This is a genomic window from Streptomyces sp. NPDC005931 (genome assembly GCF_042871235.1).
Taxonomy (GTDB): Bacteria; Actinomycetota; Actinomycetes; order Streptomycetales; family Streptomycetaceae; genus Streptomyces.
Map to the genome: position 1 here is coordinate 268,821 of NZ_JBIAIG010000006.1, position 14,994 is coordinate 283,814.

General features: G+C 70.4%; 14 protein-coding genes. 4 read left to right on the top strand and 10 right to left on the bottom strand.

Going from position 1 to position 14,994, the window contains the following annotated elements; all coding sequences use genetic code 11:
• Position 1: 1 nt before the first annotated feature.
• The 6 genes from ACFYOV_RS17225 to ACFYOV_RS17250 form a co-directional block, all read right to left on the bottom strand.
• On the bottom strand, positions 2 to 754 hold the full coding sequence (locus ACFYOV_RS17225; protein WP_389088444.1) for a phosphotransferase: 753 nt from the start codon (positions 752 to 754) through the stop codon (positions 2 to 4).
• Positions 755 to 930: 176 nt separating this feature from the next.
• Positions 931 to 1,680: a class I SAM-dependent DNA methyltransferase gene (locus ACFYOV_RS17230; RefSeq protein ID WP_389088447.1), complete on the bottom strand. Its 750-nt coding sequence runs from the start codon at positions 1,678 to 1,680 to the stop codon at positions 931 to 933.
• 53 nt (positions 1,681 to 1,733) lie between these two features.
• Positions 1,734 to 2,624 carry a glycosyltransferase family 2 protein gene (locus tag ACFYOV_RS17235; RefSeq protein ID WP_389088448.1) on the bottom strand — a complete coding sequence of 297 codons (891 nt, stop codon included), beginning with the start codon at positions 2,622 to 2,624 and terminating at the stop codon, positions 1,734 to 1,736.
• A gap of 164 nt (positions 2,625 to 2,788) precedes the next feature.
• Positions 2,789 to 4,039 (bottom strand): glycosyltransferase family 4 protein, encoded by a 1,251-nt coding sequence (locus tag ACFYOV_RS17240; protein ID WP_389088451.1) that lies wholly within the window; start codon positions 4,037 to 4,039, stop codon positions 2,789 to 2,791.
• The gene (locus ACFYOV_RS17245; protein ID WP_389088453.1) at positions 4,036 to 5,109 is read right to left on the bottom strand and encodes a WecB/TagA/CpsF family glycosyltransferase; all 1,074 of its coding nucleotides are present in this window, start codon (positions 5,107 to 5,109) and stop codon (positions 4,036 to 4,038) included. The genes ACFYOV_RS17240 and ACFYOV_RS17245 overlap by 4 nt, the downstream gene beginning before the upstream one ends.
• On the bottom strand, positions 5,106 to 6,104 hold the full coding sequence (locus ACFYOV_RS17250; RefSeq protein WP_389088456.1) for a UDP-glucuronic acid decarboxylase family protein: 999 nt from the start codon (positions 6,102 to 6,104) through the stop codon (positions 5,106 to 5,108). Before ACFYOV_RS17250 ends, ACFYOV_RS17245 begins: the two co-directional genes overlap by 4 nt.
• 192 nt (positions 6,105 to 6,296) lie before the next feature.
• Here ACFYOV_RS17250 and ACFYOV_RS17255 point away from each other — a divergent pair, with 192 nt between their 5' ends.
• The 3 genes from ACFYOV_RS17255 to ACFYOV_RS17265 all read left to right on the top strand — a co-directional run bounded on the left by ACFYOV_RS17255 (position 6,297) and on the right by ACFYOV_RS17265 (position 9,842).
• Positions 6,297 to 6,956, top strand: coding sequence for a sugar transferase (locus ACFYOV_RS17255; RefSeq protein WP_389088457.1), 660 nt, complete (start codon positions 6,297 to 6,299; stop codon positions 6,954 to 6,956).
• Positions 6,957 to 7,141: 185 nt separating this feature from the next.
• A complete protein-coding gene (locus ACFYOV_RS17260) occupies positions 7,142 to 7,978 on the top strand; it encodes a hypothetical protein (protein ID WP_389088460.1) in 837 nt (278 codons plus the stop codon).
• A gap of 103 nt (positions 7,979 to 8,081) precedes the next feature.
• Positions 8,082 to 9,842, top strand: coding sequence for a DUF4012 domain-containing protein (locus ACFYOV_RS17265; protein ID WP_389088462.1), 1,761 nt, complete (start codon positions 8,082 to 8,084; stop codon positions 9,840 to 9,842).
• Between the two features lie 83 nt (positions 9,843 to 9,925).
• Here the strand turns inward: ACFYOV_RS17265 and ACFYOV_RS17270 are convergent, their stop codons facing one another.
• From ACFYOV_RS17270 to ACFYOV_RS17280, 3 genes are all read right to left on the bottom strand, one after another.
• Positions 9,926 to 10,486 carry a low molecular weight phosphatase family protein gene (locus ACFYOV_RS17270; RefSeq protein ID WP_389088465.1) on the bottom strand — a complete coding sequence of 187 codons (561 nt, stop codon included), beginning with the start codon at positions 10,484 to 10,486 and terminating at the stop codon, positions 9,926 to 9,928.
• A 196-nt stretch (positions 10,487 to 10,682) separates the two neighbouring features.
• Positions 10,683 to 11,510 (bottom strand): glutaminyl-peptide cyclotransferase, encoded by an 828-nt coding sequence (locus ACFYOV_RS17275; protein ID WP_389088467.1) that lies wholly within the window; start codon positions 11,508 to 11,510, stop codon positions 10,683 to 10,685.
• A 130-nt stretch (positions 11,511 to 11,640) separates the two neighbouring features.
• Positions 11,641 to 12,381: a hypothetical protein gene (locus ACFYOV_RS17280; protein WP_389088470.1), complete on the bottom strand. Its 741-nt coding sequence runs from the start codon at positions 12,379 to 12,381 to the stop codon at positions 11,641 to 11,643.
• Between the two features lie 322 nt (positions 12,382 to 12,703).
• Here ACFYOV_RS17280 and ACFYOV_RS17285 point away from each other — a divergent pair, with 322 nt between their 5' ends.
• Positions 12,704 to 14,023 (top strand): protein kinase, encoded by a 1,320-nt coding sequence (locus ACFYOV_RS17285; RefSeq protein ID WP_389088472.1) that lies wholly within the window; start codon positions 12,704 to 12,706, stop codon positions 14,021 to 14,023.
• A gap of 220 nt (positions 14,024 to 14,243) precedes the next feature.
• On the opposite strand, the gene ACFYOV_RS17290 is transcribed toward ACFYOV_RS17285, so the two are convergent.
• Positions 14,244 to 14,885, bottom strand: coding sequence for a GNAT family N-acetyltransferase (locus ACFYOV_RS17290; protein ID WP_389088475.1), 642 nt, complete (start codon positions 14,883 to 14,885; stop codon positions 14,244 to 14,246).
• Between the last annotated feature and the right edge of the window lie 109 nt (positions 14,886 to 14,994).

Below are 14,994 nucleotides of genomic sequence, written 5' to 3' on the forward strand. Positions count from 1 at the left end.
GTCAGATGACCGCCAGTCCCAGCTTCGAGGCGACATCGCCGCGGAAATCACGGACCCGCCGGATGTTCGTTGCGGGGACGGCGGTGAAGTAGGACCGCAGCGTCCGGTCGATCTCGCACCGAGGGCAACCGATGCGCGTCGCCAGCTGCGCCAGGGTGCCCTGGGGTCCGGTCAGCTCCCGGACCACACTCCTGGCGTCGATCCAACCGAGATGAGCACCTGCCTGAACGAGGTAGTGGACGGCGTCCCACAGGGGAGTCCGGGCCGGAGACGCACTCTCCCAATCGAGGATGCCCAGTCCTTGGTGGGTCCTGAGAATGTTCCAGGGCGCCAGGTCGCCGTGTCCCAGGCGGGACGTGCCGTTGCCCGGTCCAGCGAGTGCCGTCGTGATGTCCAGCAGCTCGTCGCGTGACAGCAGTTCCGCCCGGCGGCAGTTGGTCCAGGCCCGGCTCATCACCACGAAATGGTCACCGACGAAATCCGCGAAGAGGAGTTCGGGCACATGGAAGGGAAGCCCCAACGAGGGGAGCCTGGTGAGAACCTCCCCTTCGTTGCGGAGACGTTGATCGTCGCGGGTGCCGACCTTGAGCACATGGCTGGGGCGGCCGGAACACGTGAGCGCCGCGATATACCTCCCCGGCGTGGAGGAGTGCATGAAGGCCATGCCGTCGACGTCCTCGGGCAGAAGACGCAGGAGCTTGTCCGCAAGAGGATCCAGTGGATCGCCGACCCTCGGCCCGAGCTTCGCACGCATCAGGAGACGGTCGAGGAAGGCGGCCGCACGACCGGCGGGTCGCAGCGGCCGGTGGATGACACGGGCGGCTGCCGCGCCATGCCGTCCGCCCGTGCTCCGCAATTCGATGCGTCGCCCCAGCGGACCGGAGCGCAACAACCCTCGCTGCCAGGTGAACCGCCTGGCACCGCCTCCCGTCACGTGGCAGCCCTCGCCACGTACAGCTGCTCGACCATCAGCCCTCCAGTGATTCTCTGCAGTGGTGGACGGCAGGCGATCGCATCGGCCCTTCTCAGGGCAGTGACCGGCAGGTTCCGGTGCAGGACGGGGGGAAATGCCGAGAAGCCATGGCGTGATTCCAACCGGAATCCGGATGCACTCAGCAGCTCGACGATGTCCCGGTGCCGCAGTTCGCTCGGGCGTTCCGGCCGGCTTCGGGGAACACGCACGGCGATGGACCGGAGGCTGGGGAAGTGGCCGTGGTTGTTCACCACAAGCAGGCCACCCGGCTTCATGTGCTGCCGGATCCTGCGCAGGACAGGAACCCGGATGTCCCGGGGCGCGTTGAGGAGAAACCGAAAGACAGTGACGGCGTCGTACGGACCGGCCAGCAGATTCTCGGTGAGCACGTTTCCGGTCATGACGAGCGCGCGCGGACTGGCCTCGGCTGCGCGCCTGGTCATCTCGGCCGAGATGTCCACGCCCGTCAGCTCGTCCGCGACCTTCTCCACCTCCCGCAGAATGCGGCCGGTCCCACAGGCGAAATCGAGCACCCCGAGTCGTCCACGACGTACCCGTTCTCTGCGCAACACGTCCATCAGGACGGGCTTCTCCAGACGCCACACGTGATCGTCGTAGCTGCCGTCGTCGTATTGGCGGGCATAGAGCTCCACCCTCTCCTCGTCGGCGAACCTGGCGTCGTAGCCGCTCCACCCTGAACGCTTCATGTGGCAACCCGTTCCTCTCGGTCCCGGTGGGAGTTCTGTCTCACCTTCAGGCGTCAGAACTGAGGCTGTGCGCCGATCAGTTGATCGACATGACGGCGTGCACTCTCGCTGAGCCACCAGCGGAGGTCTTTTCCTCGGACCAGCCGATTGGCGCGCACCTGTCTGAAATAGCCACGGCTCACCGCCTTCTGCACGGCGTGCACCGACATGCCCACGAGGCGCGCAGAGCGTCGGGCCAGTGGCGACCTGGGGAGTCCGTGTTCCGACGACAGGAGATCCAACTCGGCCCGGTGCCTTTCGACGGGCTGCCGGGTCACCTGGGCGTCGTGCACCCGGTATGCCGCCAACGGGCGGGGCAAATAGCGGAAACGTGCTCCACCGGCCGCCAGCGACAGCCACAGGTTCCAGTCCATGACCCTGCGCATGCGCGGATCCCAGGCGGTCTGCGTCACACAACGACGGCGCACGAACGTGGCACAGGACGGAATGAAGCACCCGTACTGCCTCAAGGTGAAGCGCAGGAATGGATGTGCGGGCAGAAGGCGCAGGTACCTGCCGTGCGCGTCCACGAACACACAGTCCCCGAAGATCACATCGGTTTCGGGCTCGGAGGACATCACGCCGGCTGCCGCCTCGACGGCGCCGGGAAGGTAGAACTCGTCCGCGTTCAGCCAGCCGAGCCACTCGGACGTGGCACGGGCCGCGGCGCGGTTCAACGCGTCGGACTGACCCTGATCGGGCAGGCTTCTGCAATCCAACTGCGGGTGCCGTAGCGAGAGGTCGCGCAGGAGTTCCACCGAGCCGTCCGTGGAAGCCCCGTCCTGCACGATGTGCGTGAGGCCGGGATAACACTGACGTGCCACCGAGACCACCGCGTCCTCGACATACTGACGGTAGTTCATACTCGGCGTGAGAATGTCGATCGCGGGCCGTCCGGTGACCAAAGGTTCTCCCTGGACATGTTTTGTGGGAACGCAGTTGGAAAACCGCAGAAGAAGACGCGGCCATCCTATTTTTGGCTCTCTGGTCGTCCGGATCGACACGCGGGACGTACGCGGATGGTGACCGCCTGCGAGGGCTGCCGGGCCGGCAGGGGCAAGCCGCCGCGTCAGTCTGCTGCCGACGCCTCGACCGTCCGTTCGCGGCCTGCCTCGGCCTGCCGGACCGCACCCGCGTAGACGGAAGCCATGGCGGTGGTCCAGGACGATGCGGCGTACCGCTCGGCATGGACGTTCCGGCAGTGCTCGCGCAGAGACGGAAAGAGCTCACGAGCCGCTGCCAGGGCTCGAGGCAATTCGTCGGCGTCCCGGTACACCGCTCCCGAGCCATCGCGTACGACGCTGTCCGCAGCAGCCGACCCGGCCAGGGCGAGTACAGGGACACCGGCGGCCATGGCCTCCTGATAGATGACGGGTGCCATCTCCGGGCAGACGCTCGGGAAGATCAGCCCCGTGTAGTGGGGCAGGCGGTTCAGGAGTTGGTCACGCGGAAGCCCGCCGAGGAGACGCACACTCCTCTTCAGGCCCTTATTGCAATCGGACTCCAACGGCCCGGAGCCGATCACATCGAGCGGTTCGCTCTCCGGCCAGTGTCTCAGCAGCGGGACGATGCCCTTCTCCTCGCTCAGCCGACCCGCAAACACCCAGTGACTGCCCTTCCCCCGGCTCTCGAGGGCGGGCTTGGGCGAGGGCACGGCTCGTGCGCTGTCGACGAAGTTGGGTACCAGAGCGAACTTTTCTGCGGGCAGCCCGAAGCGAAGGTAGAAGGCCCTGCTGTACTCGGAGAGCACCACCAGGCGGTGCGCGCGACGTAGCACCGGGTGGACCGCCGGACCTCTCCGGCCCGCCCAGGCGAGGGGCAGGGTCGCCCTGCGAGTGCCGCGATAGCAGCCGTGCCGCAGCCCCGCCCACCGGTCTCCGTCCGGGCACGCGGTGCACAGCCTTCCCTCGCGGAAGAGAGTTCCGGCTGCGCAGACCGGGCGGTAGTTGTGCACGGTGGCCACGAGGGCCCCGCGCCAGTGTCCGAGCCAACCGGTGCCGAAGTTGGGGAAGAGGTTGTGTACATGCACGACATCGGGCCTCAGCCGTGACAGCTCCGCCAGGGGAGACCGGCCGTGACCGGTCGCGACGCGCAAGGCAGCCCGCAGGGGATATCCCGGAACCGTCTCCAGCGAGTCGGTGTGCGCGGCGACCACGGTGACGTCGTGTCCGGCGGCGCGCAGCGCCTCCGCCTGGTCCAGCACCACCGTGTTCTCCCCACTGGGCTGGCGCGAGGAGTAGAAGCTGTGCACCAGCGCCACCCGGTAGGTCGGTCGGCGCCCGGGCGGATCGTCGTCCAGGAGGTGGACCGTCCCGTTCACGTGGTCATCCTCGGCACCCCGTCATCGATCGATGGTGTCGGCGTAGTCGACGTCGTTCCCGGTGAAGAGGTCACCGGCCCGCTGCGGTCCCGCACGCGTGCAGGGGGAGCCGGGCGGTTTTGATCACCCCAGGAGTTCCGTCGGGGCTCCCCGGCTCCCTCGCGGTCGCGTCGGGTGAAAATCAGGCGTTCGGTCGCCGTCGCGCCCTTGGCGCCCCTGCCGCCGGGCCCCACAGGGCGAGTGGCCTGGCGCACCACCCCGCGCAGGAAACGCGCGTTTCCGAAGAGGTACCTCCGCCACAGTCGGCGTGGCTCGCACCCCAGGCGGAAGAGCCACTCCATGCCGTTGCGCTGCATCCACGGCGGCGCCTGGGGCTTGGTGCCGGCGATGAAGTCGAAGGCCGCTCCGACGGCCACGGCGACCACGGGGAGCACCCCGCACAGTTCGGCAGCCCAGCGGTCCTGCTTCGGGGTGCCGAGTCCCACCCAGACGATGTCGGCGCCCGCGGCCCGGACCTGTTCCGCCTGGCTCCGCTGTTCCCCCGGAGTCAGCGGTCGGAACGGCGGGGAGCAGGTGCCGACGATCTGCGCCGCGGGGAATCGCCGCCGCAGTTCCCGGTGCAGTGAGTCCAGTACCTGCGGAGTGGACCCCAGGAGAAAGTGACGCACGTCGGTGTGCTGGCTCAGGGCGAAGACATCGAGGACGAGATCGGGACCGTACACCCGGGTGCTGGGGAGCGGGGTGTCGCGGTGCAGGAACTGGCTGGCCCAGACGACCGACTGCCCGTCGGGGAGGTTGAGGGACGCCGAACTGAGAACGCTGCGGAGTTCGGTGTCCCGGTCCGCGAGGGCGAGCGTGTAGGCGTTGGACAGGTGGACGTCACTGCCGCGTACGACGCCGGAGCCGCCCTGTGTGCCGCCGAGCCGGCTCTCGCGGATCATCTGGGCGAGGTGCAGGACGTGCCGCGCGGCGCTCTCGCGGGTGTGCGCGGTAATGGGTACGCCCAGACACTCGACCACGGGGGCATCCGGTGCCGCCCAGGTCCGCTCCGCTTCCGGCGCGCCCGTCATGACATGACTTCACTGTGCAGCGGGGGCGCGGTGACCGGGCTGCCGATGCGGCGGCCCTCCTCGGCATCGACGCGACGGCGGAAATCCGCGATGGTGTCGCACAGTCCCGTCTCCACCGGCGTCCTGGGCTCCCACTGCAACACCTGTCGGGCCAGGGTGATGTCCGGCCGCCGCCGTTCCGGGTCGTCCTGGGGGCGGGGGATCAGGGTGATCCTCGACGTCGTCCGGGTCAGCTTCCCGATCCACTGGGCCAGTTCCAGCATGGAGACCTCGTGCGGGTTGCCCAGGTTGACCGGTCCGCCATGGCTGCTGGCCAGCATCCGCAGCAGCCCGTCGACCAGATCGTCGACGTAGCACAGCGACCGGGTCTGACTCCCGTCCCCGGTGACCGTGATGGGGTCGCCCCGCAGTGCCTGGCGGATGAAGGTGGGAATGGCCCGTCCGTCGTCCGGGCGCATGCGGGGGCCGAAGGTGTTGAAGATGCGCACGATCTTGGCGTCCACACCTCGGTTCCTGCGGAAGGCCGTCGCGAGGGACTCGCCGAAGCGCTTGGCCTCGTCGTACACCGAACGGGGACCCACGGGGTTGACGTGGCCCCAGTAGCCCTCCGGCTGAGGGTGGACGAGAGGGTCGCCGTACGACTCGGAGGTGGAGGCCAGGAGGAAGCGGGCACCCTTCGCGGCGGCCAGATCCAGGGCGTGCCAGGTGCCCGCCGATCCCACCCGGAGTGTCTCCAGGGGGAGTCTCAGATAGTCCACGGGCGAGGCGGGCGAGGCCAGATGGAGGACCGCGTCGACCGGCCCCGGTACGTCCAGGCCTTCGGTGACGTCCTCCGGGACCAGCCGGAAGCGGTGATCGTCCATGAGGTGCTCGATGTTGTCCACGCTCGATGTCAGGAAGTTGTCCACGCAGACCACCTCGTGGCCGTCGTGAAGAAGCCGCTCGCACACGTGGGAGCCGATGAACCCGGCCCCACCCGTCACTACCGCACGCATCCAGGTCCTCTCGGCATGCCCCGGACAGGCTGGTGAACGGGGCTCCTTGCAGTGTCAATGCCGCAACTCGGGCAAACGTCGTGATTCTATTCATGTATCAGTTATGGGTGAGTCAGGACTTTTCCGGATATGGATTTGCCCGCCGTTGGAGCCTGTTTCACCCGTTCTGCCGTAGGGAGAAGGTGTACGCACATGCCGGTGTCCGCCGTGGAGACGCCTCCCCGCCGACCGGGTCGGAGCCGTCGGCGGGGACGGGTGGTGTGGGCGGTCAAGCGGATCATCGATGTCGTGGTGGCCGCCGTCCTGCTCGTGCTGATCGCGCCGGTCCTCCTCGCGGCTGCTGTCGCGGTGCGGGCCGACACCCCCGGCCCGGTTCTGTTCCGTCAGCGCCGGACCGGGTGGCGAGGCAAGGAGTTCCACGTCCTCAAGCTGCGCACCATGCAGGTCGGGTCCGATGCGCTGCGGGCGGCACTGGCCGTCCGCAACGAGGCCGACGGGCAGCTCTTCAAGATCCGCGACGACCCCCGTGTCACTCCCGTGGGACGCCATCTGCGCCGCTACTCCCTCGACGAGCTGCCGCAGTTGGTCAACGTGCTGATGGGGCACATGTCGCTGGTGGGTCCCAGGCCGCTGCCCGTGGAGGACTCGGTGTTCACCGGGGAGGCGCGGCGCCGCCTGCTGGTCCGTCCGGGAATCACGGGACCGTGGCAGATCGGCGGCCGGTCCGACCTAGGCTGGGAGGACGCCGTGCGTCTGGACCTCGAGTACGTCGACACCTGGTCGATCCGCAAGGACCTGGCCATTCTCGTCCGGACGCTGCCCGCCGTGCTGCGTGGCAGCGGAGCCTACTGAGATCGCCGAGCGCGAGCCACCGCCGTCCGGGCACGTGGCCGCACGGGGCCCGGGCGTGGGCCATTGGAGGGCGCGTGCCGCCCTCCGCGTTAGCGGACGCCCTCAGGTCCGTATATAGCTGGATATCAGCAATTCCCTGGCGGCGCCGCCATCCGGACACGAGATAGCTGGTGAGAGGAACCCACATGCTCAGGTCTTCACCGTGGCGGGCCGCCCTGGCCGCCACCGCTGTCACGTTCATCGCCGCCGTTCCCCTGGCGAGCGCGCAGTCGGCGTATGCCGACGCTCCCACAAGTGCCTACCAGCCCTATCCCCCCGAGCTCAGCAGCACCACGGTGCCCGCGGGCGGGGTGATCTTCTTCTCCGCGGGCGGCTTCGAGCCCGGTGAGGAGGTCACTGCCGCGCTCGTCCCGCAGTCCTCCGTCGTCGTCAGCCGGGCGTCGTCCGGCGGAGGGGACGGCAAGGGCTGGCCGCACGGTATCCAGTGCGGGCCGGTCTACCGCGCCAACGAGAACGGCACCGTGATCGGTTGCTTCGTCGTACCCAAGAACACCCCACCGGGTCCCTACCTGTTCACGCTGACCGGGGAGGAGTCCGGAAGCGTCTCCGCACCGGTCACCGTGACCGCGGGCAACGGAAAGGGGGACGGCGGAAAGGGAGACGGGCCGGACCGGGCCAGGAGCGAGGGGAACGGCGAGCTGGACCGGCAGGCCTCCCTCGTTCTGAAGCAGGGGATCCCGAGCGGTCCGGGGACCGCCACGGTCACCGGCAACGGAAAGACGCTGTCGTTGAGGGCAGTCGACACGCAGGGGCGGCCGGTGGCGCCCGGCGACGCGCAGACCGGGCAGGTGGCGCTGGCCGGCTACGACGCCGCCGGTCGCAACGCCACGGCAACGGGGTCCACGGACTCCGGCTCGGAGACGAACTGGGCGGTGGCGGGCGGGGCTGCCGCCTTCGCGGCCGTCGCGGTCAAGGCCGTCACGGTCGTACGACGCCGTCGTACTCGCGCTGAGCAGGGCTGAGCAGGGCCACAGCATGCGCAGGCCGGTCCGAAGGAAACACCCCGCTCCTCGTGGAGCCGACAGCCTGGTCCGATGGCTCCGCCGCCATCGGGCCAGGCTGCTGGTGTCCGTCCTCGCGGGCGTCCCGCTGGCCGGCGTCGGCTGGGTCGCCGTCACGGGACTGCTCGCCCGCAGCGAACTGCTGGCCTCCCAGCAGGCCCTGGAGTCGCTGCAGCAGCAGGTCGCCGAGGGCTCCCCCGCGGCGCCGGCGCAGGGGGCCGGACCCCCGGCACGGCACCGGACCCAGGCCGCCGTACGTGCGGCCGCCGAACACGCCGCACGAGCACACCGTCTCACGAGTGGTCCCGCCTGGTACGCGGCAGCACACGTACCCGTGCTGGGCGGTCCCGCACGCACGGTACGCGGCGCCGCCGAGGCAGCAGACACCCTGGCCCGGCACGTCATCCGTCCTCTGGCGCACACCGCCACCGCACTCACCGCCGGCACCCGGGCCGATGGTCCCGTGAACCTCTCGGCACTGCGCGGAGCAGCTCCTGAGCTCGGCCGGGCCGCGCTCAGTGCCTCCGACGCACGCGAAGACGTCAACGCGTTGCCTCGCCGTACCTGGCTGCCGTCGGTCGACCGGGCCAGGGACCGGCTTCTCGCTCGGCTCGACCGGCTCGTCCCCGCCACCGGCGATGTCGCCGCGGCGGCGCGTGTGATGCCGTCCATGCTGGGAGAACGGGGACCCAGGCGGTATGTCGTGGTGTTCGAGAACACGGCCGAGGCACGGGGGACAGGCGGACTGCCCGGCGCGTTCGCGGTCCTCACCGCGGACCGCGGGCGGCTGGCCTTCGAATCCTTCGGCAACGACACGGAGATGGCCCAGGCCGTCGCCGCAGTGGACCTGGGCGACGAGTACGCCGCGCTGCACGGGCACAACGCACCCACCAGTACGTGGGTCAACTCCAATCTCAGTCCGCACTTCCCCTACGCGGCTCGCATCTGGGCTGCCGCATGGCGGCAGCACAAGGGTGAGAGGGTGGACGGCGCGCTCGCACTCGATCCCGGAGCGCTGTCGGGACTGCTCGTCGCATCCGGCCCCGCCCGCCTGCCCGACGGCACCGAAGTCACCGCGGGCAACGTCGTCGACCTCACCGAGCGCAGCAGCTACGCGGCCTACCGGGACACGCGTGAGCGCAAGCGCTTCTTCCTCGACGTGGCCCGTGCCGTCGCTCAGCGGCTCCTGGGCGCCGCCGGCGATCCGCGACGTCGGCAGGCGTTGTTCGCCGCACTGAGCGGGCAACTGGGGGAGGGCCGGGTCAAGGTGTGGAGCGCTCACGGTTCCGAACAGCGGGAACTGCAACGCCGGCGGTTCGGCGGTGCGCTGCCCGACACGTCCGACCCGTTGGCGGGACTGATCGTCAACAACGCGGCCGGCACGAAATTGGACTATTACCTGGACCGGCGCCTGGAGTGGGCGCCCGGCCGGTGCGTTACGGCCGGTCGTGAGGTCACCGCGACCGTGCGCCTGACCAACCGGGCCCCGGCCTCAGGACTCCCTCCGTACGTGACCCAGCGGGTGGACGACCCGCCGTATCCGACGCGCCCGGGCGACAACCGCCTGCTCGTCTCGTACTACGCGACCAAGGGGGCGAGGCTGAACGAGGCCGTGCTGGACGGGCGGCCGGTCCTCGTCCAGCAGGCTGCCGAGCGTGGCCGTCCGGTGTTCACCCTCGACCTGGAGCTGCGCGCAGGCGCCACACGGACGCTGGTGCTCCACCTGCGGGAGAGCGCCTCGGACCGGCCCCCGGCCGTGCTGCGTCAGCCGCTGGTGCGTCCCCTCGAGGAAGTGGTGCGGCCACCCCGGTTGTGCGGCGACTGACCACCGGCCTCCCGGGCCTGGTCGCGCTGTCTCCCGGGTGTCCCCTGGGGGACCGCCCTTCGGACCCTGCAGGAGACGAGGGGTCAGGGGAGCGGGGCCAGAAGCGCCGCGGCGATCCGGTCCACCGACTCGGCGACCCGCGCCGCGGCCTCTCGCGCCACCCGCACGGGCGCACCGTAGGGATCGATCACATCGTCGTCCTTCCGGGCGCGCTCGGCTCCCCGCCGCGCCGCGGCTCCGCTGACCAGCGCTGCGGCTCGTTCGGTGGGATCCGCCGCACCGGTGGCGTCCTCCGGTCTCAGCAGCCGGGCGAACTCGCGCAGCGTGAAGGCACGTTGCAGGGACCACAGGGGAGACAGCCGCACGGCTGCCTCGCGGTGCTCCACCGCGGCTCCCAGCACCAGATCGGCCCTCTCCACCAACGCCGCGGTCAGTTTGCGGGCGGGCGCACCACAGGGGTCACCGCCCAGCTCGGTGAGAAGGGTCGCGGCCACCGGATCCATGGGCGCTCCCACCCTGGCCGCGGTGCCGGCGCTGCTCACCTCGAATCCTGCCGTCGGCACCGCGAGGGAGCCGAGTCGGGCCGTCAGCAGCCGTTCGGCCAGTGGCGAGCGGTGAATGTTCCCCGTGCAGACGAACAGCACGCGAAAGGGCCTGTCCCCGGCGCCCGACGACGATGAGGCAGGAGTAGGCAGCAGCACGGCCTCAGTATCCCGCCGCGCACGGTCGTGTGCGGCACGCCTCGCCGAGCGGCGGACGGGCGCCCATGACCCCGACCGGCGCCTGACCGGTCCGGTGCGGCCTCGCCGCGCCCCTGTCCCCGACGCCGCCGGGAAGGACTCATCGGGGTACGAAGACCACGCGGAACATTCTCGGCCACCACTTGCCGGTCAACAGGAACTCATCGGTGCCGGGGACGGCGGCGATGCCGTTCAGCACGTCGCCCGGCCGCCGGGCCTCCGACGGCGGCAGCCCCGACGCGTCGATCTCCGCGGTCACCTCACCGGTGTCCGCGTCGATGCGCACGATGCGGTGGGAGGGCCAGACATTGGCGTAGACGCTGCCACCCACGCACTCCAGCTCGTTGAGCTGCGTTACAGGTCGGCCGTGCAGGGTGACCAGGACGTCACCGGTCGGGTCGAGCGTCCGCGGATCCCGGAACGTCAGCCGTGCCGAACCGTCACTGGTGATCAGCCGTCCCCGCCCGGACTGGTGGCACACACCCCAGCCCTCCTGCGCGTAGCGGACCCGGCGCAACTCCGCCAGGGTCCTGGCGTCGCGCTCGATGGCGATGTGGTCTCGCCAGGTCAACTGCCACAGTGTCCGCCCGAGCACGGTGAGCCCCTCCCCGAACAACGGGGCGGGCAGATCGACACGGACCGTGGGAGGCCGACCCGGTCGGCCCAGACGGACGGAGGACTGCCCGGCCATGCCGGTCCCCTCGTAGAGCGTGCCGTGCCGCATCTCCAGGCCCTGGGTGTAGGCCGTCGGATCATGGGCGAGGACCTCCAGGACCCTGACCTCCAACTGCTCGACGCTTCCGGCCGGGGACAGGGCCGGCGTCTGCGTACGAACCGGAGTGCGGGTGTCGGCTTCGCACGAGGTGAGCAGGGTTGCCGCCGTGAGAGCCAGAGCCGCGACGGTCGGGAGCACCTGGACTGCACGCATCGGCTCACACTGCCACATGGGTCCGGAGGGGCAGCGCGCCGCGCCGACCGGTGCCACGGACTTCGTACGCACTGGGGGACGAGGGCGGGCCGCCCCGGGCCGGCAGCCCGCCGGGGCCCGGTCCGGCGGGCTAGGGTGCGACCGGATACGTCCGCTGCTCGGGCGGTGGCGTATCACCGGTCCGCTCCCGCCTCCTGTCGGAGAGACCCAGCAGCGCACAGGCGACGGCCGCCCCCGCGGTGACCGGTACGACGGGCCACCAGGGCAGTGCGGACTGACGCAGCGCGGCCACCAGGAGGAGTACGACGCCGGTGGCCAGGCCGGCGAGGACACCGAAGATGTTGGCCGCCACCCGCTGGTCCCGGCCGGGTCCGGCACGTCCGTTCCGGCCGCGGCGCCACGCCGCCGTCGTCACGGCCAGGGACACGAGGTAGCCCATGGCGGGCAGGTAGAGGACGAAGAAGGCGGCCACCAGAGGTGTACCGACGCCCCATGGATGCCATACCCCGTGCCCCTCGATCTCTATCACCTTTCCGTGCCACAGGCCCACCCGCACCCGCCCGCCCTCGGAGAAGGAGGCCCAGGAGCCGATGTCCCCCGTGGAGACGCTCTTCGTGTCGGTGCCCACGAGCAAGGTGAGGTCGTAGGTCCGCCAGGTCTCCGTGTTCTGGCAGTTCTTGTCCTGGCCCGTCCCTGAGCACCCCTCATGGGTCTGGGACCGGACCGAGACCACGGTGGCGTTCACCTGATCCAGGCGCCCGTGGTCCCGCGCGCCGGCGATGGCGGTCTCCTCGAAGGCGCGCACGGCGAACACCACCACCAGCACCGCCACCGTGCAACGGAAGAGCCACAGCGCCACGCGCCGGGCCACCGGCCCGTTTCGTCTCTCGTCTGCCCCCGACACGCGTACCCCCTGTGGCCGGCCGAATCCGTAACCGCAGCCTGCCCTCGTCCGCGAATGATCACACGATGGCGACCGCTGCCGGTGCTTCCTGGATGGGCCGGGCGGCGCCGGGTACACGCCACGAAGCGGCGTCGATGTCCGCGTGCCCAGCTCGTCACAGCAGCAACGGGAGTGACCACACATGACGGCTCGCCGATCAGTATCCCCGACGGAGCCCCGTTGGTCCGCTCAAGTCATCGGCGACCGGTACCGGTTGGGCGCCAGAATCGGTGCCGGAGGGGTCGCCGACGTGTACGAGGGGGTGGATCTGCGTCTCCGTCGTCCGGTGGCCGTGAAGGTCTTCCGGCCCGGTGGCGACCCGGTGTTGCGGGAGCGATTCGCCGACGAGGCCGTCGCCCTGGCAGGTCTTCAGCACCCGGGGCTGGTCACTCTGTACGACGCGGGGCGGTACGACGACTGCGCCTACTTGGTCATGCAGTTGGTGAAGGGAACCACGCTGTCCCGGCGCATTGCGGCGGGGGCCCTGGAGCCGGCGTACGTGGTGGAGCTCGGCCTGGGCCTCGCGCGTGCTCTGGCCCATGTGCACGCCGCCGGCATCGTGCACCGCGACGTGAAGCCCTCCAACGTTCTGCTGGACGCGTCGGGTGCCCCGTACCTCGCGGATTTCGGCATCTCCCGGATGGTGAGCGCCACGCGGCACACGGCTTCCGGCGAGCTCCTCGGCACCGCCGCGTACCTGGCGCCTGAACAGGTGCAGGGCAGGGTCGTGGGACCGCCCGCCGATGTCTACGCCCTCGGTCTGGTCCTGCTGGAGGGGCTCAAGGGGCACATGGAGTACCAGGGCACGCCCTTGGAGGCGGCGGTGGCCCGGATGCATCGTCGGCCGACCGTTCCCGAGTTCGTGCCTGCGGAATTGGCCCGGCTCCTGCACGCCATGACGGCCCTGGAGGAGACGGCGCGGCCCGATGCCGAGGAGTGCGCCGAAGTACTGGCTTTCCTCGGCAGTTCGGGCTTCGGTTCCCTCTCCGGGACCGCTGCCGGTCGTGTCCGTGCCGTAGGTTGCGCCATCCCGGATCGCACCACCTCGCCAGGAGGGCCGGGGAAACGGTGGCGGCGTTCCGCTCCGGCGCCCGCAGGGCCGGGCACCCGGCGGCAGCGCGGACCGGGAGCGGGTCGCCCCCGTCGAGTGCTTGCGACCGGTACGGCGGTCCTCACCGCCGTCCTCGGTGCCACGTTCGCCGTGTCGCTGGACGCCGAGGGGGCCGGCGACGACAGGGCCGCACCCGGCTCGCTCGAGTCCGCGCCCGCACAGACGCCGCCTTCCGCCGCCTCGCCGCGCGCGGGCAACCGGTCGGAGGACCGGCGGCAGGCCGTTCCCGCCACTCCCCACGCGTCGCAGACTTCCCCCGCCCGCACGTCGCCCGCCTCGTACGAGGCGCTGCGGAAGCCACCGAGCAGTTCGCCGGCGGCCGCCGACCGGACCGCACCGCGTCGAGGCAACGAGCAGGACGACACCTCTCGACCGGGCGGTGCACAGCACAGTGACAGGACGTCGATGGAGCAGGCGGCGAAGGAGAAGGGCGGTGCCGTTGCCAAGCGGCACCGCTGACCCTGTGGACAGCCCATGGGCCCACGCGCCGACCCTGTCGAGCGGTCAGGCCGGGGAGCGGGGGAGCGGTTGCGCTGCGGCGGCGCCCCCGGCCCTCGACGGCCGAGACGGCGCCGCTCGCGTTCGGGGTCCCGGTGCGAGTGTTGACGGGCCGACCGCGCTGTCGCGCATTTCCGGCCATCGACATCGCACCCGAGCTCATGCCCGAGCTGGGCGAAACCTACTCGGCGCGCCGCCGCCGGGAAGAGGCACCCCCCAGGTGAGCCTTCGTAGTGGACCCTTCCGTCTGCGGCGGAGCCGAGCGGACGCCGTCCGATCGGGCTGAAGCCTCCGCCGCACCGGGATACAGGGGTATGTGCAGATCGATCACGGACCCGGTGGCGTCGGCCGGTTGGGCGTTCAGGTGTTCCAGTACGTGGAGCATGGGTTCGTTGCCCGCCACGACCGACGCGGTCAACGTGTGGTGACCCTCGTCGCGGGCCACGGCGGCCGCGTGCTCGGCCAGCGCGGTGCCGAGTCCCCGGGCCTGCCATGCGTCCTCGACCAGGATCGCGAGTTCCCCCACCCCTTGCTGTTCGGTGTGCATGACGTTGGTCACGGCGATGATGTGGTTCTCCTGCTCGGCCGGAGTGGTCACCAGGGTGGTGCCGCGCTCCGGATCGGCCAATTGACGCCATTCGGCGCACGAGATCCCGGACCTGCCGCTGTGGTACCGCAGGGCCCGGCTGCCCGGTGAGCAACGACGGTGCAGTTCCTGGACCGGTGCGAGGTCGACCGCGGCCGCCTCCCGGGTCCGGGTGGTGGCGCCGTCGGTCAGCGTGATCGAGTACGCGGCATCTCGACGCTCGGCTGCGTCGGGCATGACAGCTTCTCCTCACATTGCGTCGGTGACCGCCGTACCGCGGAGCCACGGGACGCGAGTACGGCCTTGTTGCCCCTGAAGTCTTTTGCGGCAGAGCGCCCCCGTTCAA

What these genes read in the sequence shown, in the direction of transcription:
- ACFYOV_RS17245 (WP_389088453.1), bottom strand. Translation starts at nt 5,109, where the DNA reads ATGACGGGCGCGCCGGAAGCGGAGCGGACCTGGGCGGCACCGGATGCC.
- ACFYOV_RS17255 (WP_389088457.1), top strand. Translation starts at nt 6,297, where the DNA reads ATGCCGGTGTCCGCCGTGGAGACGCCTCCCCGCCGACCGGGTCGGAGC.
- ACFYOV_RS17230 (WP_389088447.1), bottom strand. Translation starts at nt 1,680, where the DNA reads ATGAAGCGTTCAGGGTGGAGCGGCTACGACGCCAGGTTCGCCGACGAG.
- ACFYOV_RS17250 (WP_389088456.1), bottom strand. Translation starts at nt 6,104, where the DNA reads ATGCGTGCGGTAGTGACGGGTGGGGCCGGGTTCATCGGCTCCCACGTG.
- ACFYOV_RS17275 (WP_389088467.1), bottom strand. Translation starts at nt 11,510, where the DNA reads ATGCGTGCAGTCCAGGTGCTCCCGACCGTCGCGGCTCTGGCTCTCACG.
- ACFYOV_RS17290 (WP_389088475.1), bottom strand. Translation starts at nt 14,885, where the DNA reads ATGCCCGACGCAGCCGAGCGTCGAGATGCCGCGTACTCGATCACGCTG.
- ACFYOV_RS17260 (WP_389088460.1), top strand. Translation starts at nt 7,142, where the DNA reads ATGCTCAGGTCTTCACCGTGGCGGGCCGCCCTGGCCGCCACCGCTGTC.
- ACFYOV_RS17225 (WP_389088444.1), bottom strand. Translation starts at nt 754, where the DNA reads ATGCGTGCGAAGCTCGGGCCGAGGGTCGGCGATCCACTGGATCCTCTT.